Source organism: Methylobacterium planeticum (genome assembly GCF_008806345.1).
GTDB lineage: Bacteria > Pseudomonadota > Alphaproteobacteria > Rhizobiales > Beijerinckiaceae > Methylobacterium > Methylobacterium planeticum.
In genome coordinates this window covers 351143-375405 of record NZ_VZZJ01000003.1, presented here as the reverse complement: position 1 = coordinate 375405, position 24263 = coordinate 351143, and the positions used below count along the sequence as shown (strand labels likewise).

Annotated in this window: 20 protein-coding genes and 1 tRNA gene; 17 read left to right on the top strand and 4 right to left on the bottom strand. The window is 68.6% G+C overall.

Annotation, left to right across the window (positions count from 1 at the left end; all coding sequences use genetic code 11):
* Positions 1-73: 73 nt before the first annotated feature.
* Complete coding sequence (locus F6X51_RS05495) at positions 74-1306, top strand: hypothetical protein (protein WP_150962201.1); 1233 nt, start codon at positions 74-76, stop codon at positions 1304-1306.
* 241 nt (positions 1307-1547) lie between these two features.
* On the opposite strand, the gene F6X51_RS05490 is transcribed toward F6X51_RS05495, so the two are convergent.
* Positions 1548-3926 carry a hypothetical protein gene (locus tag F6X51_RS05490; protein ID WP_150962200.1) on the bottom strand — a complete coding sequence of 793 codons (2379 nt, stop codon included), beginning with the start codon at positions 3924-3926 and terminating at the stop codon, positions 1548-1550.
* A 642-nt stretch (positions 3927-4568) separates the two neighbouring features.
* Positions 4569-5861 (bottom strand): site-specific integrase, encoded by a 1293-nt coding sequence (locus F6X51_RS27710; protein WP_191970016.1) that lies wholly within the window; start codon positions 5859-5861, stop codon positions 4569-4571.
* Between the two features lie 351 nt (positions 5862-6212).
* On the opposite strand from F6X51_RS27710, the gene F6X51_RS05480 reads away from it, so the two are divergent.
* The gene (locus tag F6X51_RS05480; protein WP_150962199.1) at positions 6213-7064 is read left to right on the top strand and encodes a type II toxin-antitoxin system HicB family antitoxin; all 852 of its coding nucleotides are present in this window, start codon (positions 6213-6215) and stop codon (positions 7062-7064) included.
* On the opposite strand, the gene F6X51_RS05475 is transcribed toward F6X51_RS05480, so the two are convergent.
* The gene (locus F6X51_RS05475) at positions 7037-7537 is read right to left on the bottom strand and encodes a CAP domain-containing protein (RefSeq protein ID WP_150962198.1); all 501 of its coding nucleotides are present in this window, start codon (positions 7535-7537) and stop codon (positions 7037-7039) included. The genes F6X51_RS05480 and F6X51_RS05475 overlap by 28 nt on opposite strands.
* 459 nt (positions 7538-7996) lie before the next feature.
* Here F6X51_RS05475 and F6X51_RS05470 point away from each other — a divergent pair, with 459 nt between their 5' ends.
* The 4 genes from F6X51_RS05470 to F6X51_RS05455 all read left to right on the top strand — a co-directional run bounded on the left by F6X51_RS05470 (position 7997) and on the right by F6X51_RS05455 (position 13100).
* Positions 7997-9190 (top strand): ABC transporter substrate-binding protein, encoded by a 1194-nt coding sequence (locus F6X51_RS05470; RefSeq protein WP_150962243.1) that lies wholly within the window; start codon positions 7997-7999, stop codon positions 9188-9190.
* A gap of 201 nt (positions 9191-9391) precedes the next feature.
* On the top strand, positions 9392-10264 hold the full coding sequence (locus tag F6X51_RS05465; protein WP_150962197.1) for a branched-chain amino acid ABC transporter permease: 873 nt from the start codon (positions 9392-9394) through the stop codon (positions 10262-10264).
* Between the two features lie 75 nt (positions 10265-10339).
* On the top strand, positions 10340-12385 hold the full coding sequence (locus tag F6X51_RS05460; protein ID WP_150962196.1) for a branched-chain amino acid ABC transporter ATP-binding protein/permease: 2046 nt from the start codon (positions 10340-10342) through the stop codon (positions 12383-12385).
* A complete protein-coding gene (locus F6X51_RS05455) occupies positions 12378-13100 on the top strand; it encodes an ABC transporter ATP-binding protein (protein ID WP_150962195.1) in 723 nt (240 codons plus the stop codon). Before F6X51_RS05460 ends, F6X51_RS05455 begins: the two co-directional genes overlap by 8 nt.
* 208 nt (positions 13101-13308) lie before the next feature.
* Here F6X51_RS05455 and F6X51_RS05450 read toward each other — a convergent pair.
* Positions 13309-13385, bottom strand: a tRNA-Asp gene (locus F6X51_RS05450).
* Between the two features lie 330 nt (positions 13386-13715).
* On the opposite strand from F6X51_RS05450, the gene F6X51_RS05445 reads away from it, so the two are divergent.
* The 11 genes from F6X51_RS05445 (at position 13716) to nuoK (ending at position 24232) form a co-directional block, all read left to right on the top strand.
* Positions 13716-14081, top strand: coding sequence for an NADH-quinone oxidoreductase subunit A (locus F6X51_RS05445; RefSeq protein ID WP_109890497.1), 366 nt, complete (start codon positions 13716-13718; stop codon positions 14079-14081).
* Between the two features lie 45 nt (positions 14082-14126).
* Positions 14127-14714, top strand: coding sequence for a NuoB/complex I 20 kDa subunit family protein (locus F6X51_RS05440; protein WP_150962194.1), 588 nt, complete (start codon positions 14127-14129; stop codon positions 14712-14714).
* 9 nt (positions 14715-14723) lie between these two features.
* Positions 14724-15371: an NADH-quinone oxidoreductase subunit C gene (locus F6X51_RS05435; RefSeq protein ID WP_150962193.1), complete on the top strand. Its 648-nt coding sequence runs from the start codon at positions 14724-14726 to the stop codon at positions 15369-15371.
* 14 nt (positions 15372-15385) lie between these two features.
* The gene (locus F6X51_RS05430; RefSeq protein WP_150962192.1) at positions 15386-16576 is read left to right on the top strand and encodes an NADH-quinone oxidoreductase subunit D; all 1191 of its coding nucleotides are present in this window, start codon (positions 15386-15388) and stop codon (positions 16574-16576) included.
* Between the two features lie 13 nt (positions 16577-16589).
* Positions 16590-17996 carry an NADH-quinone oxidoreductase subunit NuoE gene (gene nuoE, locus F6X51_RS05425; protein ID WP_150962191.1) on the top strand — a complete coding sequence of 469 codons (1407 nt, stop codon included), beginning with the start codon at positions 16590-16592 and terminating at the stop codon, positions 17994-17996.
* Positions 17997-18005: 9 nt separating this feature from the next.
* Positions 18006-19307 carry an NADH-quinone oxidoreductase subunit NuoF gene (gene nuoF / locus F6X51_RS05420; RefSeq protein ID WP_150962190.1) on the top strand — a complete coding sequence of 434 codons (1302 nt, stop codon included), beginning with the start codon at positions 18006-18008 and terminating at the stop codon, positions 19305-19307.
* 43 nt (positions 19308-19350) lie between these two features.
* Positions 19351-21432 carry an NADH-quinone oxidoreductase subunit NuoG gene (gene nuoG, locus F6X51_RS05415; RefSeq protein ID WP_150962189.1) on the top strand — a complete coding sequence of 694 codons (2082 nt, stop codon included), beginning with the start codon at positions 19351-19353 and terminating at the stop codon, positions 21430-21432.
* 12 nt (positions 21433-21444) lie between these two features.
* On the top strand, positions 21445-22467 hold the full coding sequence (gene nuoH / locus F6X51_RS05410; protein ID WP_150962188.1) for an NADH-quinone oxidoreductase subunit NuoH: 1023 nt from the start codon (positions 21445-21447) through the stop codon (positions 22465-22467).
* A 25-nt stretch (positions 22468-22492) separates the two neighbouring features.
* The gene (nuoI, locus tag F6X51_RS05405; protein WP_150962187.1) at positions 22493-22981 is read left to right on the top strand and encodes an NADH-quinone oxidoreductase subunit NuoI; all 489 of its coding nucleotides are present in this window, start codon (positions 22493-22495) and stop codon (positions 22979-22981) included.
* 186 nt (positions 22982-23167) lie between these two features.
* Positions 23168-23788, top strand: a complete 621-nt coding sequence (locus F6X51_RS05400; protein WP_150962186.1) for an NADH-quinone oxidoreductase subunit J — start codon at positions 23168-23170, stop codon at positions 23786-23788.
* A 138-nt stretch (positions 23789-23926) separates the two neighbouring features.
* The gene (gene nuoK, locus F6X51_RS05395) at positions 23927-24232 is read left to right on the top strand and encodes an NADH-quinone oxidoreductase subunit NuoK (RefSeq protein ID WP_003598182.1); all 306 of its coding nucleotides are present in this window, start codon (positions 23927-23929) and stop codon (positions 24230-24232) included.
* The last annotated feature ends 31 nt before the right edge of the window (positions 24233-24263 follow it).

The window sequence follows — 24263 nt, the reverse complement described above, 5'->3', positions numbered from 1 at the left end:
GTCGCCTCGTTTCTCGCGCCACCGAGTAGGGTTGTGGCGAGGAGGACCTCAGACGGGCGAGGCCACGAAAGGCATGGACATCCACCAGATGGTCGCACTGACGCAGCAGCACATCACCGACTATTATCGGTGGCTCCTGGAGCGCGAGCCCGAGCCGGAGGTGATCGCCACCTACCTGTCAGCGGGGGTGACGCGCACGCAGCTCGTCCAGACGATCCTGCAATCGGGCGAGTTCGCCGAGCGCAGGCGGCGGGCGGATGCATCGGCGCCCGTTGCCTCGTCCAGCCCATCCCCGGGCGTGCGGGACAGCCAATTCTGGCGACGCTACGTTCCCTTCTGGAATCCCCGCAGCCCGGTTCCGTTCGTCGAGTCCGAGTTCCAGACCTTCGTGGTGCCGGGGGCCGACGGCGAGATCATCATTAAGAGCATGCTGTCGAGCCTGGAGCTCTCCCTCCTCTACGCGCTCGCGCGGGATCACTGGACGGGCGAGGGCGAGATCGTCGACCTCGGCTGCCTGTATGGCCTGACGACGCGCTGCCTTGCCGAGGGCGCAGCCCGGAATGACCAGGTCCCGGAGGCAGCCAAGGGCCGCCGCATCTACGCCTACGACCTGTTTCTCGCCGAGGACTTCGAGTGGTGGTCGCTCGCTTCGCCGACGGTGCACGCCGGGAGCTGGTTCACGGATTTCCTGCGCGTCAATCACGCGTACCTGCCCATGCTCGTGCCCTGTCCAGGCGACCTGCTGCGCATGAACTGGGGCAGCCGTCCGATCGAAATCCTGATGGTCGACGCGGCAAAGTCCTGGGATCTGAATGGCTGGGTGATCCGGAAGCTGTTCCCGAGGCTTATCCCAGGTAAGAGCGTTGTAGTCCAGCAGGATCAGGTCCATTACCTAGAGTATTGGATATCAATCGCGATGGAGTATTTTTCTGATAAGTTCGAATACATTGATACTATTTACGGGTCTTCCGCTTTCTATCTCTGTAAGGCGCCCATCACTGAGGATGAGGCGCGCGTCGACCTGAAAGCATTGCCGTTTCGGGAGAAGGAGCGCCTGCTTCTCGCAGCCATCGCGCGGGGGCGTCCCTCGTTGCGCGAAGCCCTGAAGGGTACCTACGTCAAGCTGCTGCTCGATTGCGAGATGTACGCGCGGGCCCGCGAGGTTCTCGAAGGGATGTCGACCGAACGTCTTTCCGAGGACGAGGCTTACGATTTCTCCGCGATCGCCCGAACGGACAAGGCGAGCTTGCTGGCGCTCCTGGAGACGGGCGAGCCCAGCACTCGTGGATTTGCTCCGCTCGCTTGAAGGGACCTGAACTGAGGTTCAAGCTCGCTTGAGCGCGATCCTCGCGTGCCGGCCTTCGATCTCAGCGCGAGACGAGCGGCGCGGAATTATTGCGGCGCCTGGAGGCACGACTTCAGCGGCCTGCGCGCCCCGGCGGGACCTTCAATCCACTCCCCGCTCGAGACCACGAGAATGATCCGGCCTCGATGCCTGCGCCTGCCGAGAACTCACGAAGCCCCAGGTCCGACCCGCGTGCAACTCCTCAGGCGACGGCGTGCCCATCGCCGATGCCGACGATCTTGATGATCGAGCCGCCCCCGAGATCCCAGGTCATGGCCGAAATGTTCGGATCATTGATCATCGACGTATCGTAGATCTCCAGCGTGGTCGCGGTTGCGCGAATTTCGAGGTTGGGCGTCGCCGCCATGAACGCATCGATGATCCGCAACTGTGCCGCGTCGAGCGGCGTCGGTCCTGTCGTCAGGCTCAGCGAGACCGCCTTGGTGATGGTATTGCTGGAACTTACGAGCGCCGATACCGCGTGCAGGGCGTCCGTGTGCTCGGCTTCCGCCGCCGCCGAAGTCAGAACAGCGTTGTTCGACTGCACCGGCACGGGGATGGTGCCGGTGGCAGCGGCCGGTCCACCACCCGCCGTAACGCTGCTGGACGCCGTGGCAAGCGTCGGCTGGGCAGTGTTTGCCAGAGCCGGCGCCGCCGCCGACGAGTCGGACACGTTGCCGATATGGGCGAGGTCGGCGTTTCCCGCTTGAGACGATGCCGCGGAGCCAGCCGCCGTAATGATCTGAGCGCCTGCCGCGGCCGCCTTGGTGACCGTGGCGGCGGAATCTGCGCTTGCCGTGTGGCTCGCGTCGCTCGTGAGCTTGGATGGGGCGACGGGCAGTTCGGAATGGGTGCCATCGCCCGACGAACCCGTCGCCGCCTGCGTGGTCGCTGATGCGACGATCTTGATGACGGGTGACGGCGAGCTTGAGGAGCTGGCGTCGATCGTGCTCTGGCTCACCGCCAGCTTGGTCGATCCCGTGCCGGGATCGAGGGTGCTCGCAAATGCGCCCTTGAGGCCGACGAGGTCCGTCGTCGAGGAGCCGCCGATGTCGCCGGTGAGTTCGGACTTTGCCGTATCCCCGATGAGGGCGTGCAGGAGCGAGGACACCACCTTTGGCGAGAGGGTCGCGGTGTCCTGCAAGATCGTGCTGAGGCTCTTGCTCGCCGCCGCGTCGCCGCCCGTGAGGGACGACGACGTCGATGAGCCGGAGGCGACCGTCTGACCGCTAACCTTGGTTGTTGCCGTTATGCTCGAACCGGTGTCACTGGCAGCGGTCGATACGAGCTTCGTGGTTCCATCGTTCGGGCTTGCGCCTGAGCTTTGCGCGATTCCGCCAGCCGGAACGGCGCTGTTGTTGCTCAAGACCGGCGCCGATCCGGAGACCTTTTCGGATCCCACCGGGTGGCCGAGGTCGCCCGAATGTGCCGCGTCGCCGGCCGCACTCGGAGCAGCACTCGTCTCCAGGCCGACGCTGGAACCCGTACTCGCCGCGCTCCCGATGGACGTGGTCGGGGCTTTCGCCGGCGCACTCGCCGCGTCGCCGGCATGCGGCGCAACGAGGCGTACCATCCCTGGCGTCGTGAGAAACACGAATTGGAGTGGTGCTGCCCCCTCGAACGCATTGCTCCTGGCAAGAAGGGCGGATCCATCAGGCCCGAGCGTGACGATGCTGGCGCCCGGGGTCGAGAGCAGGATGGCGCCCGCCTCGCGCGGGCTCACGTGAGTGAGCAGAGCGTTGCCGCCGGCGGTCGGCGGCTCGCCGGCAACATCCTGATGGGTTGCCCAGCGGGCGTCCTGGGCCTCTTGGCCGGCCTTCTGCTCCGCGGAGACCAGGCTCGCCGTCTCCGTCGGCACGTGCACGGACTTCACGAGCGTCTCAGCGCTCGAGAGCGCGGTCGCAGACCTGATCTCGTCGGGATTCGCGCTCTGATCGAGGAAGCATGCGATGCAGGCCATCACGACGGCGGTGGCGGCCGCGAGCTCGCGCTGCTCGCCGATCCGCGTCCGCGCGGAATGTCCGTCGCCGGGCTCTATTGAGTCGGCAGCCGACAGCGGCTCGAAGCTGAAGTGTCCCGAAGCGCCCTCGAGGGGCTGCCTGGGAAGGATCGCGCCGCTGTCGAGCTCGCTCGCCACCGCCTCGTTCATGGTTGAGAGCAAGCACGTGGTCGCCACGATCGCCGCCAGGAGGGCAGCGGGGTGCATCAGGATCTGGGCTCCATGGCGGGCACCCGTCCCGCCGGGGCCATCGCGATGGATCGGCAGCACGCTCGGATTGCGGGCGACGAGCTCGGAAAGAAGAGCGCGGAAGTCCGGCCCGATCAGCGGTTCGCCGACCATGTCGCTGACGATGACGTAGGACCCGTCGACCCGCGCGAAGTGGAGGAAGACCTCGCCGTCGTCCCGGCAGAACACGAGCCAAGGATCACCCTCGTCGCTCAGGCCCCGCTCCAGCGAGAGCCGCAGGCCGGCCTGAAGCGAGGCCGCCTCGACGCGGTAGAACTCCGCGAGTTCCTGCTGCGACCAGTCGCCCGACGTGGCGGGAGCAGGCCGAAAGAACGAGAGAACCCTGGCGCTCAAATTCCGCTTCCCACCTCTGTGCCGAACTTCCAGCCCCCAGCGCCGAGATCATCCCGACACCGTGGCATTTTCATGCCCCGGACGCGTGTCAAGGATCCGCGGAGATGCTCGGGCCGGCCGACGCGTCGCCGCCGCTCAACCGACGTGCCCTCGGTGCGGCAGCATGCCGTGGGTTCGTGAGCGGTTTCTTAAATCAACACCAGTACTCATCCCGCACTCTGGCGAGGAACGCGGCTCGGTCAAGTCCAGACTTCGCGAGGCGTCCGCTGAGAGCCGATTTCAGCCCAGTGTGCCCTCGCCGCACGTCCGATCGAGGCACGGCGTCGGTCTCGCCCCGGTTCGGTCACGCGCCCTCTCGCGTCGAGAGGCTGAGAGCACCGGATCCCTCCACTGAACGGATGAGCGGATCCGGAGACGGGGCAGGTCAGGCCCGCTGCGCGGCCGCGCGGCGATGACGGGTGGCGAGCGCGTCGGCTTCCCTCCGGGAGACAGGCCGCACCGCCTCACCTCGCGGATCTCCCTGCCGCGTTTCACCGGTCTCCTTGCCGGACCCGTCGCCGTTCCGGGCAAACCGGATCGGGACGCGCGACGCCGCGTCCCCGTCGGCTCGTCCAAGGTCGTTGAAACGCTGCGAAACCGGGATCAGGGCCCCGGAGGCCGGACCGGATCGGGCGGCTCTTCGGGCTCGGGCGGCCCTTCTGGCTCGGGCGGGCGGGGATCGGGCCGGGTCGCCGCCGGGCGGCGGGCCTGCGGCGCCCGGGACGGCGACCATTGGGCGAACTGGGGGAAGAGGAGCGCCGCCGGGAGACCCGGGGACGCGGCGGGCTCGGAGCGCCGCTTCGGAGTTTGCTCGGGCTTCGGCAACGCGTCTTGCAATTCGCGATCGACCCAGTCGTCGCTCGCCACCGGCGGCTCGATTGTGCCGGGCCCGGCTTCGTCGATGACGACCGGATCTTGCGCCTGCACTTCGGGCGTCGCCTTGCGCGTCGCGCTCTGCTCCGTCGCGCCGGCGATTCCGCCACTGATCGCAGCGGCAAGCTCAGGGTCCGGGATCGCCAGGCCCGTCTGATGGCACCAGCCGTGGCGGGCGCCGGCATAGGATCTTTGCATCGCGACCGTCTTGTGGCCTGCCAGGGCCGCGATCCCGGCGGGATCGAGCCCCGCAGCCTTCCAGCTGGCCAGCGCCAGGTGGCGGAAGCTGTAGAGCGAGAGCCGCCGCTGTCGAGCCCGGGCGCAGCTGCGGGCGAGGCGCTCCGCCAAGGTCTTGCGCAGCCGCTCCCACGGGGCAACCTCAAGGAGGCCCGGAAGCAGTCCGAGGATCAGCGAAATCGCGGACTGGACGCTCGCGTCGAGCCCGCCCAAGCCAATCCTCCGATGATCGGCGCAGCCCCGACCGTTGGTGCGCTTCGCGCAGGGCACGACGAGAGCCTCGCCGTCGATCCACGCTGCGGCCCATTCGATCGGCCGCAACCCGACCTGCGGCGCCGCGAGCACGAACACCGGAAGCAATCGGTCAATCGTGTCGGCCTCGGCAAGGCGGGCGCGTGCCATGAGATCGGCGAGAACCGCGTCGTATTCCTCAGATCCCGGGTCACGCACCTTGCAGCGGCTAGTTCGGTTCGGGATCGCCTTGCTTCGCCGCCGTTCCAGGGCGGCGTCGATCCTGGCCTTGGCGTCCGCCGTGCTTATGGCGGGCCCCGATGGACGGGCGGCGAGCCAGTCGATCAGTGTCTCGACCTCGCACCGATAACGCCGAACGGTTCTGGCGCGGAGCTTGACGGGATCCGTCTCGAAATGGGTGACCAGGGCTGTGAGTTGGCAGGCCAGCATCGGGTAGTGCTTGGTCGCCCGGCGGAGATGCCGACAGCCCTCCCTCAGATAGACGTCGTTCGTGGCTTCGGTGCGAGTGGGGGTCACGAAGCTGCCGGCGGTCACGATTTCGGCCTTTCCCTGCGTTGGTCCACGCCCTCACCATACGATTTGTAAAGCGTTGCACAAGCGTCAAGTCAGGCGTGGTCGCAGCATCGAGTATCGCGATCTCGGTGGCTGTGTATCGGACCGCCGCTACTACGTTTCGGGTGCGCGGAGTCCGATGCGTCAATCCGCCCTGTCCATCGCGCGGTACGCATTTTCCGGATCAGCCCGCAGGCGGTTCCAGGCCGTCCCCGACCGCGCACAGCAGCGTGATCATTGACGTGCATACGTAAAGCAGTGCATACGTAAGAACGTATTAACGTAATGTGCGTTCGACCGTAAGCTTCGGTCGAACGCCTCGGAGGGGGATCGATGCCGAGTCACGACGGGCGCTTCACCCTGAAACTGTCGCCCGACGATCACTTGCGCCTCGCCATCATCGCCGCGAGGCGTCGCCGGTCGATGACTGAAATCGTCCTGGAGGCGCTTCTGCCGGTTCTGCATGGCGAGGTCGCCGAACTCTCGGCCGAAGCCGATACGGAACCGGGATTACCCGAGAACGCCGTGCCGGCAGCGGGGCCGGCGGAGACCGGCGTGGCGATGCGGGACACCGGTCCCGGCGCCGGCGCGCATGTGCCTCCGGACGCACCTCGCGATGCGCCGTGCGGCGATCCCGCTTCCAATCCCGGCCTCGATTCCGCGGTCTCGCCGGAAGTCCTTCGCCTGATCGCCGAAATCGTTCGGCAACAGATCGCTCAGGCCGGGGCTGTCGGGTTGAGGATTGACGAAGGGGCTCGTGTGCAAGGTGGCTCGGTCAAGAAATTGATGCTGAGGATCATCGAGCGCGCGGCCGAGTTGCTGCCGGAGGATCAGAGCTTCACACCGGTGGAGTTGCGCGAGTTGCTCCTTGCGCACAGTGACGCGACCACCGTGCCGACGCTGGCTGAGGTCCAAGCCGTCGACCTTAAACAGATCGCCGACATGCTGGTCTGGCGCGGCGGTCGAGGCGTGGTCTTCAAGCCCCTTGACGACCGCAGCTACACCCTTCTTCCCGGCATGAAGGACAAGGCGAACGTGAGGGAGGCGCTGGCGACAGGCAGGAGGCCGCGATCCAAGAGAGGGCCCATGCGCCGGGATTCCGCCGAGACCGACCGCGCGCGCGACGCGGCAGTACCGTCCACTCGGGTCGAGGGCCATCAGCCCCCCAGCACCAGCGCCCAATAGCGCTTGTAGCGGGTGCCCGGCGCGTCGACGCGGGCGATGCCGATGCGGCGGATCTGCGGGATCAGCATGTTGCGGTTGTGCTCGGGCGAGGCCTTCCAGCGGGCGAGCACCTGGTCGAAGGTCTCGGAGCCCGCGCTCAAATTCTCCGCCGCGTAGGCGCGGCCGAGCCCGACCTGCGCCATCCGCGAGGTGAAGCTGCCGCCGATCTCGTGCGAGAGGCGCCCGGCCCGCGCGTTCGTGGCGGCCTGGTAGGCCGCCGCCTTGACGAGGCTCGGGTCGACCACGACCGGCGAGAGCCCGTGCTGGATCCGGTAGGCGGAGATCGCCACGGCGGCCGCCGCCTCGTCGAGGATCACGTCGAGGGTCGGCGCTCCCGCATCCGGCAGGATCCCGGGTGCGCCGCAGCCCGCCAGGGCAAGGATGAGGCCGGCGGCGGCGGCGCGGAGGAGGGCGGGAGGGGAGCGGTGGGCCATCGGCGCGGGGAGCGTCTCTCGGGGGAGGGGAGGGCTCCCATCCGGGGCCGATGCGGCGAAAGCGGGGCATGGCGCACCGACCCCATCGGCCGCCGCCGGCCTGTGGCCGTCCGGGCACGCCCATCGGTCGGGCCACCGCACCGCATCCCGGCGCGAGGCCGCGTCGATCGGTCCGGAATGGCTGGCGCGCGGGTCTCGGCGCTCGCGCCCGGTGGGCCGCCTCGACGGTTAATCCGCCGCTTTCCCCCGAAACGTAGAAATAATGCTCATTTTGTCATCAATGCCGGGTTGCGATGTCCACAGCGTGTAATCGTCGATCGCCCTACGTCATGATGAGATCTTGACGGCGGGAAATAAGTTCGAGCAAGACTACTCGACGTCGCGACCGAAGTGCCACCCCGAAGGGCATGCCAGCGGCATCATGGAGAGGAAACGATGACCACGAGGAGACGCGCGCTCATGGGCGCGCTCGTCTGCGCGACAGCGCTCGGGTTGATGCCGGCCCAGGCCGCCGACCCCATCAAGATCGGCGTCACGGGCCCCTATACCGGCGGGTCCTCGTCGATGGGCGTGTCGATGCGCGACGGCGCCCGGCTCGCGGCCGCGGAGATCAACAAGGCGGGCGGCGTCCTCGGGCGGCCGCTCCTCCTGGTCGAGCGCGACGACGAGGCCAAGAACGAGGTCGGCGCCCAGGTGGCGCAGGAGCTCATCAACAAGGAGAAGGTCGTCGCCACGCTGGGCTTCATCAACACCGGCGTGGCGCTGGCGGCGCAGCGCTTCTACCAGGAGGCCGAGATCCCGGTCTTCAACAACGTCGCCACCGGCACGATCATCACCAACCAGTTCAAGGAGCCGGATTACGAAAGCAACTACGTCTTCCGGAACTCGGCCTACGACGTGCTCCAGGCCGGCATGATGGTCGACGAGGCCCTCGCCCAGGGCCACAAGAAGATCGCGGTCCTGGCCGACTCGACGAATTACGGCCAGCTCGGCCGCGAGGACATCGAGAAGTATCTCGGCACCAAGGGCGTGAAGCCCGTTGCGGTGGAGAAGTTCAACATCAAGGACGTCGACATGACGGCCCAGCTGCTCAAGGCGCAGCAGGCCGGGGCCGACGTGATCCTGGCCTACGGCATCGGCCCCGAGCTCGCCCAGGTCGCCAACGGCATGGCCAAGCTCGGCTGGAAGGTGCCGATGATCACCTCCTGGCCCTCCTCGATGCAGAGCTTCATCGATATCGCCGGCCCGAACGGGAACGGCGTGATCATGCCCCAGACCTTCATCGAGGATCAGACGCTGCCTCGGCGCAAGAGCTTCCTCGAGAGCTACTACAAGAGCTACGGCGTCACCAAGATCCCGACGCCGGTGGCGGGCGCGCAGGGCTATGATTCGGTCTTCATCCTGGCCGCCGCGATCAAGCAGGCCGGCTCCACCGACGGGGCGAAGATCCGCGCCGCGCTGGAGAACCTGAACGAGCGCGTCGAGGGCGTGATCACGACCTACGAGAAGCCCTTCACGGCGAAGGACCACAACGCGATCTCGCGCAACATGGTGGTGTTCGGGAAGGTCCAGGACGGCAAGATCGTCTACGCCAAGCCCGAGGACGCCCAGAATGCCGGCGTCGTCCGCCTGAAGGAAAAGTCCTCGAACTGAACGGCCGCGCGGGCGGCTCCTCCGCGGCCCCGCGCCACGGGAGAGCTGCCCGCGGCGCGGATCCGGGACCCCGACGCACGGGATCCCGGATCCACCTCCGGCCCCGTGCCGGAACGCCCGCCGGACCCGACGGCCTCAAACCTCCGGGGACGCCCCCGGCGGCGCTGACCCCGATTTCCCGCTCCCACCACACGGCGCCCCATGGCCATCTTCCTGCAGCTCATCGCGTCCGGCGTCGCGGTCGGCATGATCTATGCCGCGATCGCCTTCGGCTATCAGCTGACCTTCGCCACCTCGAAGACCCTGAATTTCGGGCAGGGCGAGGCGCTCGCCCTTGGCGCCCTGTTCGGGCTGACGCTCGCCCCCTTCACCGGCTACTGGCTGATGATCCCGCTGGTGCTGGTCTTCGGCTTCGCCCTCGGCGCCGTGGTGGAGCGCCTCGGGGTGCGCCCGGCCGTGAAGATCAAGTCCGAGTACGGGTGGATCATGGCCACCATCGCGCTGGGCATCATCTTCAAGAACGTCGCCGAGAACGTCTGGGGCCGCGACGACCTCAAATTCCCCTCGCCGCTCCCCGAGACCGCCATCGACGTCGCCGGCGTTCGGATCCTGCCGATGGAGCTGCTGATCGTCGGCGGCGCCCTCCTGATGATGCTCGCGGTCGAGATCTTCAACCGCAAGTCGATCTGGGGGAAGGCCGTGGTGGCGACCTCGAACGACATCGACGCCGCCGGCCTGATGGGCATCAACACCCAGCGGGTCATCACCCTGTCCTACTCGATCAGCGCCATGACGGCGGCCTTCGCGGGCGTCCTCGTCGCCCCCGTGACCCTCACGGGCGCCACCATGGGCGCGGTGCTGGCGCTCAAGGCCTTCGCGGTGGCGATCATCGGCGGCCTCGAATCCGGCCTCGGCGTGATCGTGGGCGGCCTGATCCTCGGCGTCGCCGAGACCCTGACGGGCTTCTACATCTCGACGGGCTACAAGGACGTGCCCGGCCTCATCCTGCTCCTCGTCGTGCTCTCGATCCGCCCAGTCGGGCTGTTCGGCAAAGCCGTGATCAAGAAGGTCTGAGCGTGACAGCCCGCGTCCCCCGCCGTCCCGGCCGCCCGATGCCGTCCCCGACCAGTCCGACGAGAGCTTGACGCCATGGCGCAGTCCACCCTCGCCCCCGCCGCGGCGCCCGCGGCAGCTCCGAGCCTCGGCCGCCATGCCGGCCTCCTCGGCGGCGTCCTGCTCGTCGTGTTCCTCGCCGCCTTCCCGCACGTGGTGACGAGCTCCTACTACATCCACCTTCTGGTGGTGATCGCCATCTACGCGATCCTGATCCTCGGGCTCGACATCGTGGTCGGCTACACGGGGCAGGTCAGCCTCGGCCATGCGGGGCTGTTCGGCGTCGGCGCCTACGCCGCCGCCGTGCTGTTCCTGCACTTCAAGCTCGGGATCTGGTGGGGGCTGCTGGCCGGGATCGGCGTCACCTCCGCCTTCGGCCTGCTGCTCGCGGTGCCGGCCCTCAGGGTCACCGGCCCGTATCTCGCCATGGTGACGCTCGCCTTCGGCACCATCGTGCAGATCTTCATCAACGAGCTGACGCCCCTCACCAACGGCCCGCTCGGCATCACCCTGCCGCCGGCCCGCGTCCTCGACTTCTCGCTCCTCGGGATCCAGGCGCCGTGGGGGGCGGCCGGGCGCAAGCTCGAATTCTACTATCTCGTCTGCGCCGCGCTGCTGCTGACGATCCTGGTGGTGAACCGGGTGGTGCGCTCGCCCTTCGGCCGCGCCTTCGAGGCCCTGCGCGACTCGCCCATCGCCTGCGACTGCATGGGCGTCAGCGTCTACCGCTACAAGGTCTACGCCTTCGTGATCTCGGCGGCCCTCGCCGGCCTCGCGGGGGCGCTGTTCGCCTGGTCGGAGCGCTACGTCGCGCCGAACTCCTACGGGTTCGAGCTGACGGTGCTGTTCCTGCTCGCCGTGACCATGGGCGGACGCAAGTCGCGGGCGGGCCCGCTCATCGGCTCGGCCATCGTCGTGATGATGCCCAACATCCTGGCCGACATCGACCTCGTGCGCATCATGGCGGCCATGATCGCCCTCGCGGCCCTCGCGGTCGCGGCGCTGGCCTTCCTGCGCCGGCGGGAGAACCGCTACGCGATCCTCGTGCCCGTCGTGCTCTGCGTGCTGTTCTTCCCCGCCACCCTCGCCCTGCAATCGGTGACGGATTTCCGCCTGACCGTGTTCGGCCTGATGATCCTGTTCGTGGTCTATTACCTGCCGGACGGCATCGTCGGGTTCCTGCGGGAGAAGATCCCGGCCCTGCGCCCGGCCCACACGGCGGAGGGGCGGACCCTGACGGCGGAGGGCTCCGCGCTCATCGCGCAGCGCGGCGGGGCCGGGGCGGATCCGCTGCTCAGGGTCGAGTCCGCGCTGATGCAGTTCGGCGGCCTCAAGGCGCTCGCCGGCGTCGACCTCGCGGTCCGGCCGGGCACGATCCACGGGCTCATCGGACCGAACGGGTCGGGCAAGAGCACGATGATGAACGTGCTGACTGGCATCTACAAACCGACCGACGGCGCCGTGATCCTGGCGACCGCCGGGGGCACGCAGCGCCTCGACGGGCGCACGCCCTCGGAGATCGCCCTCTCGGGCGTCGCCCGCACCTTCCAGAACGTCCAGCTCTTCCGGGAGATGACGGCGCTGGAGAATGTCCTCGTCGGCCTGCACCACGCCTTCCGGGGCACCATCGTCGACGCGATCCTGAGCACGCCGCGCCGGCGGCGCGAGGAGCGGGAGGCGCGGGAGCGCGCCATGGCGATCCTCGAATTCGTGGGGCTCGGCGGCCTCGCGCAGGTCGAGGCCCGCAATCTTCCCTACGGCAAGCAGCGCCTGCTCGAGATCGGCCGAGCGCTCGCCCTCGATCCCGTCCTCCTCCTCCTCGACGAGCCGGCCGCCGGCCTGACCGCCCCCGACATCGCCGACCTCACGGCGATCATCCGCAAGATCCGGGACGCGGGCATCACCGTGATCCTGATCGAGCACCACATGGACGTCGTGATGGGCCTGTGCGACCGCGTCAGCGTGCTCGATTTCGGCCACAAGATCGCGGAGGGCGGCGCCCGCGAGATCCAGGAGAACCCGAAGGTGATCGAGGCCTATCTCGGCAGCCCGGTTGCGGATCAGGAGCCCGTCCATGCTTGAGGTGTCGAACCTCTCGGCCGGCTACGGCCAGATCGAGGTCCTGCACGGGCTCTCCTTCGAGGTCCGGAAGGGGCAGGTCGTCACCCTGATCGGCTCGAACGGGGCGGGCAAGACCACGACGATGCGGGCGCTCTCGGGCATGATCCGCCCGCGGGCCGGGTCGATCCGCCTGAACGGCCGCGAGGTCGGCGGCCTCGACAGCCACGACGTGGCCCGCTCCGGTCTCGCCCACTCGCCCGAGGGCCGCCGCGTCTTCGCGACGCTGAGCGTCGAGGACAACCTCACCCTCGGGGCCTTTCCGCGCCTGACCGGCTCGCGCCCGAAGGGCGACGTCGCGGCCGACCGCGACCGCGCCTTCGAGCTGTTCCCGCGGCTCAAGGAGCGGCGGGAACAACTCGCCGGCACCCTGTCGGGGGGCGAGCAGCAGATGCTCGCCATGGGCCGGGCCCTGATGCTGCGCCCGGAGATCCTGCTCCTCGACGAGCCCTCGATGGGGCTCGCCCCGAAGCTCGTCGAGGAGGTGTTCCGCATCATCCGACGGCTGAAGGACGAGCAGGTGACCATGCTCCTCGTCGAGCAGTTCGCCATGGCGGCGCTCGGCGTCGCCGACCACGCCTACGTGCTGGAGAACGGCCACATCCGCTTCCAGGGCCCGGCGGCGCAGCTGCGCAACGACCCCGCCGTGCGCGCGGCCTATCTCGGCGGCAGCCACTGACCGGCGTCGGCCGAGACGCAGCGGTTGAACGCTCCGGGACGCGTGGCGGCGGCCCCCTGAGCCGCCGCCCGTGCCAGGCGCACGTGCGCCTGGCCACATGCGCCTGGCCACGTGCGCCTGCCACGTGGGCCTGGCGGAACGCGCGCGAAACGGTGCAGCCGGAAGCGGGTGCGCAGGTCGGCCGGCGATGTCGGGATTGCCGGATACGTGGCGCGGGCGACGGGGCTCGAACCCGCGACCTCCGGCGTGACAGGCCGGCACTCTAACCAACTGAGCTACGCCCGCGTGGCGTGCCGCCTCAAGCGGCGACGGGCCGGGGTTTAGGGGGGTGGTTCGGGGCTGTCAAGCTGCCTCCGCGCCAATCCGGAAGGGCCCGTTTTCAGGGCGTTTGCCCCCTGCGGCGGGGCGTCCTGCGCGCATCTGACGTGTTGGTTGCGGACTGACACGGGCCCATCTCTCTCACCGAGGGCGGTTTGTGCGACGCGCAACGCACTTGTTTCACCGGAACCGCTCGTCTAAGCCTCGCGCCGTGCGCACTCTGGCATTGGAGCAATTCCACATGCCGCCGAGCCGATCGAGGGCGCCGCGGTCTCACTCGAACGCGAGAGGTGTCGCATGACCGGCCTGTTGGCGGATTACCTGCCTCTCATCGTCTTCATCGGGGTGTCGCTGTTCATCGCGGTGGCGCTGCTGGTGGCGCCCTTCCTGGTGGCCTACAACAGTCCGGATCCCGAGAAGCTCTCGGCCTACGAGTGCGGCTTCAACGCCTTCGACGACGCGCGCATGAAGTTCGATGTGCGCTTCTATCTCGTGGCCATCCTGTTCATCATCTTCGATCTCGAAGTGGCCTTCCTGTTCCCCTGGGCGATCACCTTCGGGGAGCTCGGCTGGTATGGCTTCTGGTCGATGATGGTCTTCCTCGGCGTTCTGACCGTCGGCTTCGTCTACGAGTGGCGCAAGGGCGCCCTCGAGTGGGACTAGGCCGAGACCGCCGCCGACACGCACCCGAGCTGACCTGAGGCATTCATGGCCCTCACCACCGATCTCTCCCGCGCTCCCACGATCGCTCCCCAGCCGAAGGGGATCATCGACCCGTCGACGGGTCGGCCGATCGGCGAGAACGACCCGACCTTCCTGTCGATCAACAGCGAGCTGGCCGATCGCGGCTTCCTGGTGACCTCGACGGACGACCTCATCAACTGGGCCCGCACCGGCTCGCTGATGTGGATGACGTTCGGCCTCGCCTGCTGCGCCGTCGAGATGATGCAGATGTCGATGCCGCGCTACGATTGCGAGCGTTTCGGCTTCGCCCCCCGCGGCTCGCCGCGCCAGTCCGACGTGATGATCGTGGCCGGCACCCTGACCAACAAGATGGCGCCCGCGCTTCGCAAGGTCTACGACCAGATGCCCGAGCCGCGCTACGTCATCTCGATGGGCTCCTGCGCCAATGGCGGCGGTTACTACCACTATTCCTATTCCGTGGTGCGCGGCTGCGACCGGGTCGTGCCGGTGGACATCTACGTGCCGGGCTGCCCGCCGACCGCGGAGGCGCTCCTCTACGGCGTGCTGCTGCTGCAGAAGAAGATCCGCCGCACCGGCACGATCGAGCGCTGAGGCCTTCCGATGAGCAACGGCATCACGATCCTCGCCCACACCCAGCCGGAAGGCGGCGAGGGCGCGCTCCAGGCGCTCGGCGACACGATCGCGGGCGCCCTCGGCCCGGCCGTGATCGAGCGCAGCCTGACCTTCGGCGAGCTCACCCTGATCGTCCAGGGCTCGGACATCGTCTACGCGCTGACCTACCTGCGCGACGACCCGGCCTGCGCCTTCCGCTGCTTCATCGACATCTGCGGCGCGGATTACCCGAACCGCGAGAAGCGCTTCGACGTCGTCTACCACCTGCTCTCGCTGCGCCATAACCAGCGCATCCGCGTGAAGGTCCAGACGGACGAGACGACGCCGGTCCCCTCCGTGATCGAGGTCTTCCCGGCGGCCAACTGGTACGAGCGCGAGACCTACGACCTCTACGGCATCCTGTTCTCGGGCCATCCCGACCTGCGACGCCTTCTCACCGATTACGGCTTCGAGGGGCACCCGCTCCGCAAGGACTTTCCGCTCACCGGCTTCGTCGAGGTCCGCTACGACCAGGACGAGGCGCGGGTGGTCTACGAGCCCGTGAAGCTGACCCAGGAATTCCGGAACTTCGACTTCCTGTCACCGTGGGAGGGCACCGAGTACGTGCTCCCGGGCGACGAGAAGAAGACGGTCTGAGGCGGAGGCTTCCCGTGACCGAGCACAACATCCGCAACTTCGCGATCAATTTCGGGCCCCAGCACCCGGCCGCGCACGGCGTGCTGCGCCTCGTGCTGGAGCTCGACGGCGAGATCGTCGAGCGCGTCGACCCGCATATCGGGCTCCTGCACCGGGGCACCGAGAAGCTGATCGAGTACAAGACCTACCTCCAGGCGACGCCCTATTTCGACCGGCTCGACTACGTCGCGCCGATGAACCAGGAGCATGCCTTCTGCCTCGCCATCGAGAAGATGCTGGGGCTGTCGGTGCCGCGTCGCGCCCAGCTCATCCGCACCCTGTTCTGCGAGATCGGGCGGCTCCTGTCCCACCTCCTCAACGTCACCACGCAGGCGATGGACGTCGGCGCGCTGACGCCGCCCCTGTGGGGCTTCGAGGAGCGCGAGAAGTTGATGATCTTCTACGAGCGCGCGAGCGGCGCGCGGCTCCACGCCAACTACTTCCGGCCGGGCGGCGTCCACCAGGACCTGCCCCCGGCGCTGATCGACGACATCGAGGCGTTCTGCGAGAGCTTCCCGCAGGTGGTGGACGACCTCGACGACCTCGTCATGGCCAACCGCATCTTCAAGCAGCGCAACGTCGACATCGGCATCGTCACGGTGGACGAGGCCATGGCCTGGGGCTTCTCGGGCGTGATGGTGCGCGGCTCCGGCATCCCGTGGGACCTGCGCAAGTCGCAGCCCTACGAGGCTTACGACGAGATGGAGTTCGACATCCCGGTGGGGAAGAACGGCGACACCTACGATCGCCAGGTGATCCGCATGGAGGAGATGCGCCAGAGCGTGCGCATCATGAAGCAATGCATCGCCAAGCTCCGCGAGCCCGCGGGCCAGGGCCCGATCGCGACCCTCGACGGCAAGGTCGCGCCGCCCCCGCGCCGGGAGATGAAGCGCTCGATGGAGGCGCTCATCCACCACTTCAAGCTCTACACCGAAGGCTTCCACGTGCCGGCCGGCGAGATCTACGCGGCCGTCGAGGCGCCGAAGGGCGAGTTCGGCGTCTATCTCGTCTCCGACGGCACCAACAAGCCGTATCGCTGCAAGATCCGCGCGCCGGGCTTCGCCCATCTCCAGGCGATGGACTGGATGTGCCGCGGCCACATGCTGGCCGACGTGTCCTGCGTGCTCGGCACGCTCGACATCGTGTTCGGCGAAGTGGACCGCTGAGGGTTTTCGACTGATGGCCAACCGCAGACTCGCTCCCGCAGCCGAGCAGCCCGACGATTTCGCGTTCTCCCCCGAGAACGCCGAATGGGCCAAGGGGCAGATCGCCAAGTACCCGGAGGGGCGCCAGGCCTCGGCCGTGATCCCGCTCCTGTGGAAGGCGCAGGAGCAGAACGGCGGCTGGCTGCCCCAGAAGGCGATCGAGGCGGTGGCGGACGAACTCGGCATGCCGCATATCCGGGTGCTCGAGGTCGCGACCTTCTACACGATGTTCGCCCTGGAGCCGGTCGGCCGGTTCTGGATCCAGCTCTGCGGCACGGTGCCGTGCGATTCCTGCGGCGCCCGCGAGCTGAAGGGCTATCTGCAAGAGCGGCTCGGCCCCCCCGGACACGTCTCGGCGGACGGCAACTTCTCCTGGCTCGAGGTCGAGTGCCTCGGGGCCTGCTGCAACGCGCCGATGGCGCAGATCAACCAGGATTACTACGAGGACCTGACGCCCGAATCCCTCGGCACGCTGATGGACGACCTCGCCGCCGGCCGGCCCGTGAAGGTCGGCTCCCAGGTCGGGCGCACCTCCTCCGAGCCGAAGGACGCCGTCCACACCCTGCAGGACCCGACGCTGTTCGACGGCTCGCGCATCGGCGCGTGGCGCAAGCGCTTCGAGCAGACCGACGCCGAGGCCGAGGAGGCCGGCAGGGACGAGGCCGCCTCGAGCGAGCAGCGCGCCGCCGCCGATCCGAAGCCCGCCCATCCCGACGCCGGCCGGGCTGCCGGGAGCCCCGCGACCGACGCGCCCGCCCAGCGCGCCGCCGGGGGCGAGACGCCCGTGAAGGCGCAGGATCGCGCCGACGCCGCCGACCGCTCGCACTCGACCACCGCGCAGGGCGAGAGCGGCCCGGCCGAGACGGCCGCCGAGTCGACCCCAGCCGAGTCGCCGCCCGCTCAGTCGACTCCCGAGCAGATGGCCGCGGCCGGCGAGGCGGCCGCCGCGGAGGCGGGTGCCCAATCCACGCTCCGTCGCGACGAGGTCCCGCCCCAGCCCGCCGCCCCCGGCGCGAGCGAGGGCGAGATCGCGGCCGAGGCCGAGGAGACCCGGATCGAGAAGACGCTCGCCGACCTGCCGAAGGACGCGAGCCCCGAGCAGAAGGCCGATGCAGTCGGCACCCGGCCCCCGGCCCTCGACGCCGCCCTTGCCGGCCAGCCCGACGCGCTGACGCGCATCAAGGGCATCGGCCCCGGCAACGAGCGCCGGCTGCACGAACTCGGCATCTACCATTTCGACCAGATCGCTGCCTGGACCCGGGACGAGGTCGCCTGGGTCGGCACCTACCTTGCGTTCCCGGGTCGCATCGACCGCGAGGACTGGGTGGGGCAGGCCAAGGCCCTCGGCGGGGCCGACGCGCCCGGCCGTTCAGCGCAGTGAGGACCTGACATGCTCTCCGATCAGGATCGCATCTTCACCAACCTCTACGGCCTCCACGCGCCGGGACTCGCGGCCGCCCAGAAGCGCGGCGCCTGGGACGGGACCAAGTTCCTCCTGGAGATGGGCCGCGACTGGATCATCGACGAGATGAAGGCGTCGGGCCTGCGCGGGCGCGGCGGCGCCGGCTTCCCGACCGGCCTGAAATGGTCCTTCATGCCCAAGAAGTCGGACGGGCGGCCGCATTACCTCGTGGTCAATGCCGACGAGTCGGAGCCCGGTACCTGCAAGGACCGGGAGATCATGCGGCACGACCCGCATCTCCTGATCGAGGGCTGCATGCTGGCCTCGTTCGCGATGAACGCGCATGCCTGCTACATCTACATCCGCGGCGAGTACGTCGCCGAGAAGCACGCGCTGCAGCGGGCCGTCGACGAGGCCTACGAGGCGCGCCTCGTCGGACAGGACAACCTCCACGGCTACCCCTTCGACATCTACGTCCACCACGGCGCCGGCGCCTATATCTGCGGCGAGGAGACGGCCCTGCTCGAGAGCCTCGAGGGCAAGAAGGGCATGCCGCGCCTGAAGCCCCCGTTCCCGGCCAATATGGGCCTCTACGGCTGCCCCACGACCGTGAACAACGTCGAGTCGATCGCGGTGGCGGGCACCATCCTGCGGCGGGGCGGCGCCTGGTTCGCGGGGCTCGGCGGCAAGAACAACACCGGCACCAAGCTGTTCTGCGTCTCGGGCCACGTGAACAAGCCCGGCAATGTCGAGGAGGAACTCGGCATCACCTTCCGGGAGCTGATCGACGAGCATTGCGGCGGCATGCGCGGCGGCTGGGACAACCTGCTCTGCTCGATCCCCGGCGGTTCCTCGGTGCCGCTGGTGCCGGCCGACCAGATCATCGACGCCAAGATGGATTTCGACACCCTTCGCAACCTCGGTTCCGGCCTCGGCACCGCGGCCGTGATCGTGCTCGACAAGTCGACGGACATCGTCTCGGCCATCGCCCGCATCGCCTACTTCTACAAGCACGAGAGCTGCGGCCAGTGCACGCCCTGCCGCGAGGGGACGGGCTGGATGTGGCGGGTGATGCTGCGCATGGCCGAGGGCCGCGCCCAGCGCCGCGAGATCGACATGCTCCTCGACGTGACGAAGCAGATCGAGGGCCACACCATCTGCGCGCTCGGCGACGCCGCCGCCTGGCCGATCCAGGGGCTGATCCGGCACTTCCGCCCCGAGATCGAGAAGCGCATCGACCGCTACAGCGCCAACCCGCACAGCACGCCCGTGCCGATGGCCGCGGAGTGACCGGCTCCGCGACCGCACCGAAGTTCGAGACCGAGAACCAGGTATGACCAAGATCGTCGTCGACGGCACCGAGGTCGATGTCCCGGCCGAGTACACACTGCTCCAGGCCTGCGAGGCCGCGGGCGCGGAGATCCCGCGCTTCTGCTTCCACGAGCGGCTGTCGATCGCCGGCAATTGCCGCATGTGCCTCGTCGAGCTGAAGGGCGCGCCCAAGCCCGTCGCCTCCTGCGCCTACGCGGTCAAGGATTGCCGTCCCGGGCCGAACGGCGAGCCGCCGGAGGTGCTGACGCGCTCGGGCACCACCAAGAAGGCCCGCGAGGGGGTGATGGAGTTCCTCCTCATCAACCACCCGCTCGATTGCCCGATCTGCGACCAGGGCGGCCATTGCGACCTGCAGGACCAGGCGATGGCCTACGGCGTCGACTCGACCCGCTACGGCGAGAACAAGCGCGCCGTCGAGGAGAAGTATATCGGCCCGCTGGTGCGGACCGCCATGAACCGCTGCATCCACTGCACCCGCTGCGTGCGCTTCCTGGCCGAGGTCGCGGGCGTGCCCGATCTCGGCGCCATCGGGCGCGGCGAGGACATGGAGATCACGAGCTATCTCGAGCAGGCGATGGGCTCGGAGCTCCAGGGCAACGTCGCCGACCTCTGTCCCGTGGGCGCGCTCGTGCACAAGCCGCAGAGCTACAACGTCCGCCCCTGGGAGCTGACCAAGACCGAGTCGGTCGACGTGATGGACGCGGTCGGCTGCGCCATCCGGGTCGATTCCCGCGGCCGCGAGGTCATGCAGATCGAGCCGCGGGTCAACGAGGACATCAACGAGGAGTGGATCTCCGACAAGACCCGCCACGCCGTCGACGGCCTGCGGGTGCAGCGCCTCGACCGGCCCTTCCTGCGCGAGAACGGCCGGCTGCGCCCGGCGAGCTGGGGCGAGGCCTTCGGGGCCATCAAGGCGAAGCTCGGCGCGGCCGACCCGACGCGCGTCGGCGCCCTGGTGGGCGACCTCGCGGGGGTCGAGGAGACCTACGCCCTGAAGAGCCTGATGGGCGCGCTCGGCGTCCGCAACCTCGATTGCCGCCAGGCCGGCGAGGCCCTCGACCCGGCCTGGGGCCGCGCCGCCTACACCTTCGGCCCGACGATCCCGGGCATCGAGGAGGCCGACGCGATCCTCCTCGTCGGCGCCAATCCCCGCCTCGAGGCCTCGCTCCTCAACGTGCGCATCCGCAAGCGCTGGCGCATGGGCCCGCTGCCGGTCGGCCTGATCGGCGAGCCCGTCGACCTGACCTATCCGCATGTCCAGCTCGGGGCCGGCCCCGAGACCCTGGCCGACCTCGCGGCCGGCAACCACAGCTTCGCCGAGGTCCTGAGGGCCGCCCAGAAGCCCGTCGTCATCGTCGGCATGGGTGCCATCGCGCGCCCGGACGGGGCCGCGATCCTCGCCGCCGCCGCCGCGCTGGCGAAGGCGATCGGCGCGGTGAGGCCGGACTGGCACGGCTTCGGCGTGCTGCAGACCGCCGCCGCCCGCGTCGGCGCCCTCGATCTCGGCTTCGTGCCGGGGGAGGGCGGCCTCGACGTCGCCGGCATGACCGCCCCGGGGGCCCTCGACGTGGTGTTCAACCTCGGCGCCGACGAGGTCGAGATCGCCCCCGGCGCCTTCGTGATCTACCAGGGCACCCACGGCGACCGCGGCGCCGCCCGCGCCGACGTGATCCTGCCGGGGGCCGCCTACACCGAGAAGAACGCCACCTACGTCAACCTCGAGGGCCGGGTGCAGACGGCCAACCGCTCGTCCTTCCCGCCGGGCGATGCCCGCGAGGATTGGGCGATCATCCGCGCCCTCTCGGACGTCGTCGGCAAGCGCCTGCCCTACGATTCGCTGACGGCGCTCCGCCGCGCCCTCTACGCCGACCACCCGCACCTCGCGGCGGTCGACGCGGTGGAGCCCTCGGACGCCGTCGCGGCGGTCGAGGCCCTCTCGGCCCTCGGCGGCAGCCCGGCGCGCGAGCCCTTCCGCACGCCGATCCTCGACTTCTACCTCACCAACCCGGTCGCCCGCGCCTCGCGGGTGCTCGCCGAATGCTCGAGCCTCGCCCGCGGGCGCGCGCTCGAAGCCGCCGAATAAGGGACGGCCCCGATGACCTTCCTCGAAGTGCTCGGCACCGTCCTGCTCATCGCGCTGAAGAGCTTCGTGCTCCTGGCGCTGCTCCTCGTCTTCATCGCCTACGCGCTGCTGGCCGACCGCAAGATCTGGGCGGCGGTGCAGCTGCGCCGCGGCCCGAACGTGGTCGGGCCCTGGGGCCTGCTGCAATCCTTCGCCGACCTCCTGAAGTTCGTGCTCAAGGAGCCGGTGATCCCCGCCGGCGCCAACAAGGCGATCTTCCTGGCGGCGCCCCTCGTCTTCGCCACGCTCGCCCTCGCCTCCTGGGCGGTGATCCCGCTCGCGGAGGGCTGGGCCATCGCCGACATCAATGTGGGGATCACCTACATCTTCGCGATCTCGTCGCTCGGCGTGTACGGCGTCATCATGGGCGGCTGGGCCTCGAACTCGAAATACGCCTTCCTCGGGGCGCTCCGCTCGGCCGCCCAGATGATCTCCTACGAGGTCTCCCTCGGCTTCGTGATCATCTGCGTCCTGCTCTGCGCCGGCTCGCTCAACCTCTCGCGCATCGTGCTGGCGCAGGACACCGCGCTCGGGCTGTTCGGCTGGTACTGGCTCTGGCTGTTCCCGATGTTCGTGGTGTTCTTCATCTCGGCGCTCGCCGAGACGAACCGCCCGCCCTTCGACCTGCCCGAGGCCGAGTCGGAGCTCGTGGCCGGCTACATGGTCGAGTATTCCTCGACGCCGTACCTGCTGTTCATGCTCGGCGAGTACGTGGCCATCATGACCATGTGCGCGCTCGGAACCGTGCTGTTCCTCGGGGGCTGGCTCTCGCCGATCCCCTTCGCGCCCTTCACCTGGATCCCGGGCGTGATCTGGTTCGCCCTCAAGGCCAGCTTCCTGTTCTTCATGATCGCCATGGTGAAGGCTATGGTGCCGCGCTACCGCTACGACCAGCTCATGCGCCTCGGCTGGAAGGTCTTCCTGCCGCTCTCGCTGATCTCCGTCGTCGTCGTCGCCTTCGTTCTCAAGCTCACCGGCCTCGCGCCGGGGGCTTGACCCGCACCCATTTGGAGATCGCGCGATGCAGCTCGATCAAGTCGCCAAAGGCCTCTTGCTGAAGGAGTTCGTGTCGGGGTTCGTCCTCGCCATGAAGTATTTCTTCAAGCCGAAGGCGACGATCAACTACCCCTTCGAGATGGGCCACCGCGGTCCGCGCTTCCGGGGCGAGCACGCGCTTCGCCGCTACCCCAACGGCGAGGAGCGCTGCATCGCCTGCAAGCTCTGCGAGGCGATCTGCCCGGCCCAGGCCATCACCATCGAGGCGGGCCCGCGCCGCAACGACGGCACGCGCCGCACCACCCGCTACGACATCGACATGGTGAAGTGCATCTATTGCGGCATGTGCCAGGAGGCCTGCCCGGTGGACGCCATCGTGGAGGGGCCGAACCTCGAGTTCTCGGTCGAGACCCGCGAGGAGCTGCTCTACGACAAGGAGAAGCTCCTGCTGAACGGCGACCGCTGGGAGCGCGAGATCGCGCGCAACATCGCCATGGACGCGCCCTACCGCTAGGGGAGGGCGCCGGCCGCGCGCGGATCGCGGGCGGCTAACGGGAGAGTTCGGCGCAGGCTGTCACCCGCGCAAGCGCGGGTTCGGGTTGTGCGCCGTAGAGCCGAGTTCTATAGACGGGCCGCCGGTGCGGCCGATGGCCCACCGAAGGCAGAAGGGGCCGCCACGCGCGGCTGAACCCGACATCGCATGACCGCAGCCGCTGCCTTCTTCTACCTGTTCGCCGGATTGGCGATCGCCTCGGGCTTCATGGTGATCGCGTCGCGCAATCCCGTGGCGTCGGTGCTGTTCCTGATCCTGGCCTTCGTGAACGCCGCCGGGCTGTTCGTGCTGATGGGCGCCGAGTTCCTGGCGATGATCCTCATCGTCGTCTATGTCGGCGCCGTGGCGGTGCTGTTCCTGTTCGTCGTGATGATGCTCGACGTCGATTTCGCGGAGCTGCGCCAGGGCTTCCAGCAATATCTGCCGGTGGGCGGCCTGATCGGGGCGATCTTCCTGATCGAGCTTCTGCTCGTCGTCGGCTCCTGGACCATCGATCCGGGCCTCGTCCAGGCGCCGCTCGGCAACGTCGCGGCGGGCGAGAGCTTCACCAACACGGCCGCGCTCGGCCGGGTGCTGTACACGGAATACGCCTACTTCTTCCAGATCGCGGGCCTCGTGCTGCTCGTCGCGATGATCGGCGCCATCGTGTTGACGCTCCGCGACCGGCCCGGCGTCAAGCGCCAGAACATCGCGGTCCAGAACGCCCGCACGCAGGCGATGGCGGTGGAGACCCGCAAGGTTCCGTCCCGCCAGGGCGTCGAGGTTTGAGTGTGACCTCCCCGCTGCGGGGAGGGTCGAGGACGGAGGAGGTTCCGCAGGGCCGGATGGACGGTTCGCGGCACCCCCTCCCGGTTCACGCCTCCCCGCACGGGCGGGGCGGGTGCGTGTGGAGACGCGGGTAGAACGATGATCGGACTGAGCCACTACCTCACGGTCGCCGCGATCCTGTTCACGCTCGGCGTGCTCGGCATCTTCATCAACCGCAAGAACGTCATCGTGATCCTGATGTCGGTGGAGCTGATCCTGCTCGCCGTGAACATCAACCTCGTGGCGTTCTCGACGCACCTCAACGACATCACGGGCCAGGTCTTCGCCCTGTTCGTCCTCACGGTCGCGGCCGCCGAGGCGGCGATCGGCCTCGCCATCCTGGTCGTGTTCTTCCGCAACCGCGGCTCTATCGCGGTCGAGGACGTGAGCATGATGAAGGGCTGAGGCGACGAACCCGACGCGACCCGACGCCTTC

Coding starts and splice junctions, on each gene's coding strand:
- F6X51_RS05465 (WP_150962197.1), top strand. CDS start 9,392: ATGGCCATCTTCCTGCAGCTCATCGCGTCCGGCGTCGCGGTCGGCATG.
- F6X51_RS05440 (WP_150962194.1), top strand. CDS start 14,127: ATGGCCCTCACCACCGATCTCTCCCGCGCTCCCACGATCGCTCCCCAG.
- F6X51_RS05435 (WP_150962193.1), top strand. CDS start 14,724: ATGAGCAACGGCATCACGATCCTCGCCCACACCCAGCCGGAAGGCGGC.
- nuoI (WP_150962187.1), top strand. CDS start 22,493: ATGCAGCTCGATCAAGTCGCCAAAGGCCTCTTGCTGAAGGAGTTCGTG.
- F6X51_RS05480 (WP_150962199.1), top strand. CDS start 6,213: ATGCCGAGTCACGACGGGCGCTTCACCCTGAAACTGTCGCCCGACGAT.
- F6X51_RS05400 (WP_150962186.1), top strand. CDS start 23,168: ATGACCGCAGCCGCTGCCTTCTTCTACCTGTTCGCCGGATTGGCGATC.
- F6X51_RS05460 (WP_150962196.1), top strand. CDS start 10,340: ATGGCGCAGTCCACCCTCGCCCCCGCCGCGGCGCCCGCGGCAGCTCCG.
- nuoF (WP_150962190.1), top strand. CDS start 18,006: ATGCTCTCCGATCAGGATCGCATCTTCACCAACCTCTACGGCCTCCAC.
- F6X51_RS05470 (WP_150962243.1), top strand. CDS start 7,997: ATGGGCGCGCTCGTCTGCGCGACAGCGCTCGGGTTGATGCCGGCCCAG.
- F6X51_RS05475 (WP_150962198.1), bottom strand. CDS start 7,537: ATGGCCCACCGCTCCCCTCCCGCCCTCCTCCGCGCCGCCGCCGCCGGC.
- F6X51_RS05445 (WP_109890497.1), top strand. CDS start 13,716: ATGACCGGCCTGTTGGCGGATTACCTGCCTCTCATCGTCTTCATCGGG.
- nuoE (WP_150962191.1), top strand. CDS start 16,590: ATGGCCAACCGCAGACTCGCTCCCGCAGCCGAGCAGCCCGACGATTTC.
- nuoG (WP_150962189.1), top strand. CDS start 19,351: ATGACCAAGATCGTCGTCGACGGCACCGAGGTCGATGTCCCGGCCGAG.
- nuoH (WP_150962188.1), top strand. CDS start 21,445: ATGACCTTCCTCGAAGTGCTCGGCACCGTCCTGCTCATCGCGCTGAAG.
- F6X51_RS05455 (WP_150962195.1), top strand. CDS start 12,378: ATGCTTGAGGTGTCGAACCTCTCGGCCGGCTACGGCCAGATCGAGGTC.
- nuoK (WP_003598182.1), top strand. CDS start 23,927: ATGATCGGACTGAGCCACTACCTCACGGTCGCCGCGATCCTGTTCACG.
- F6X51_RS05495 (WP_150962201.1), top strand. CDS start 74: ATGGACATCCACCAGATGGTCGCACTGACGCAGCAGCACATCACCGAC.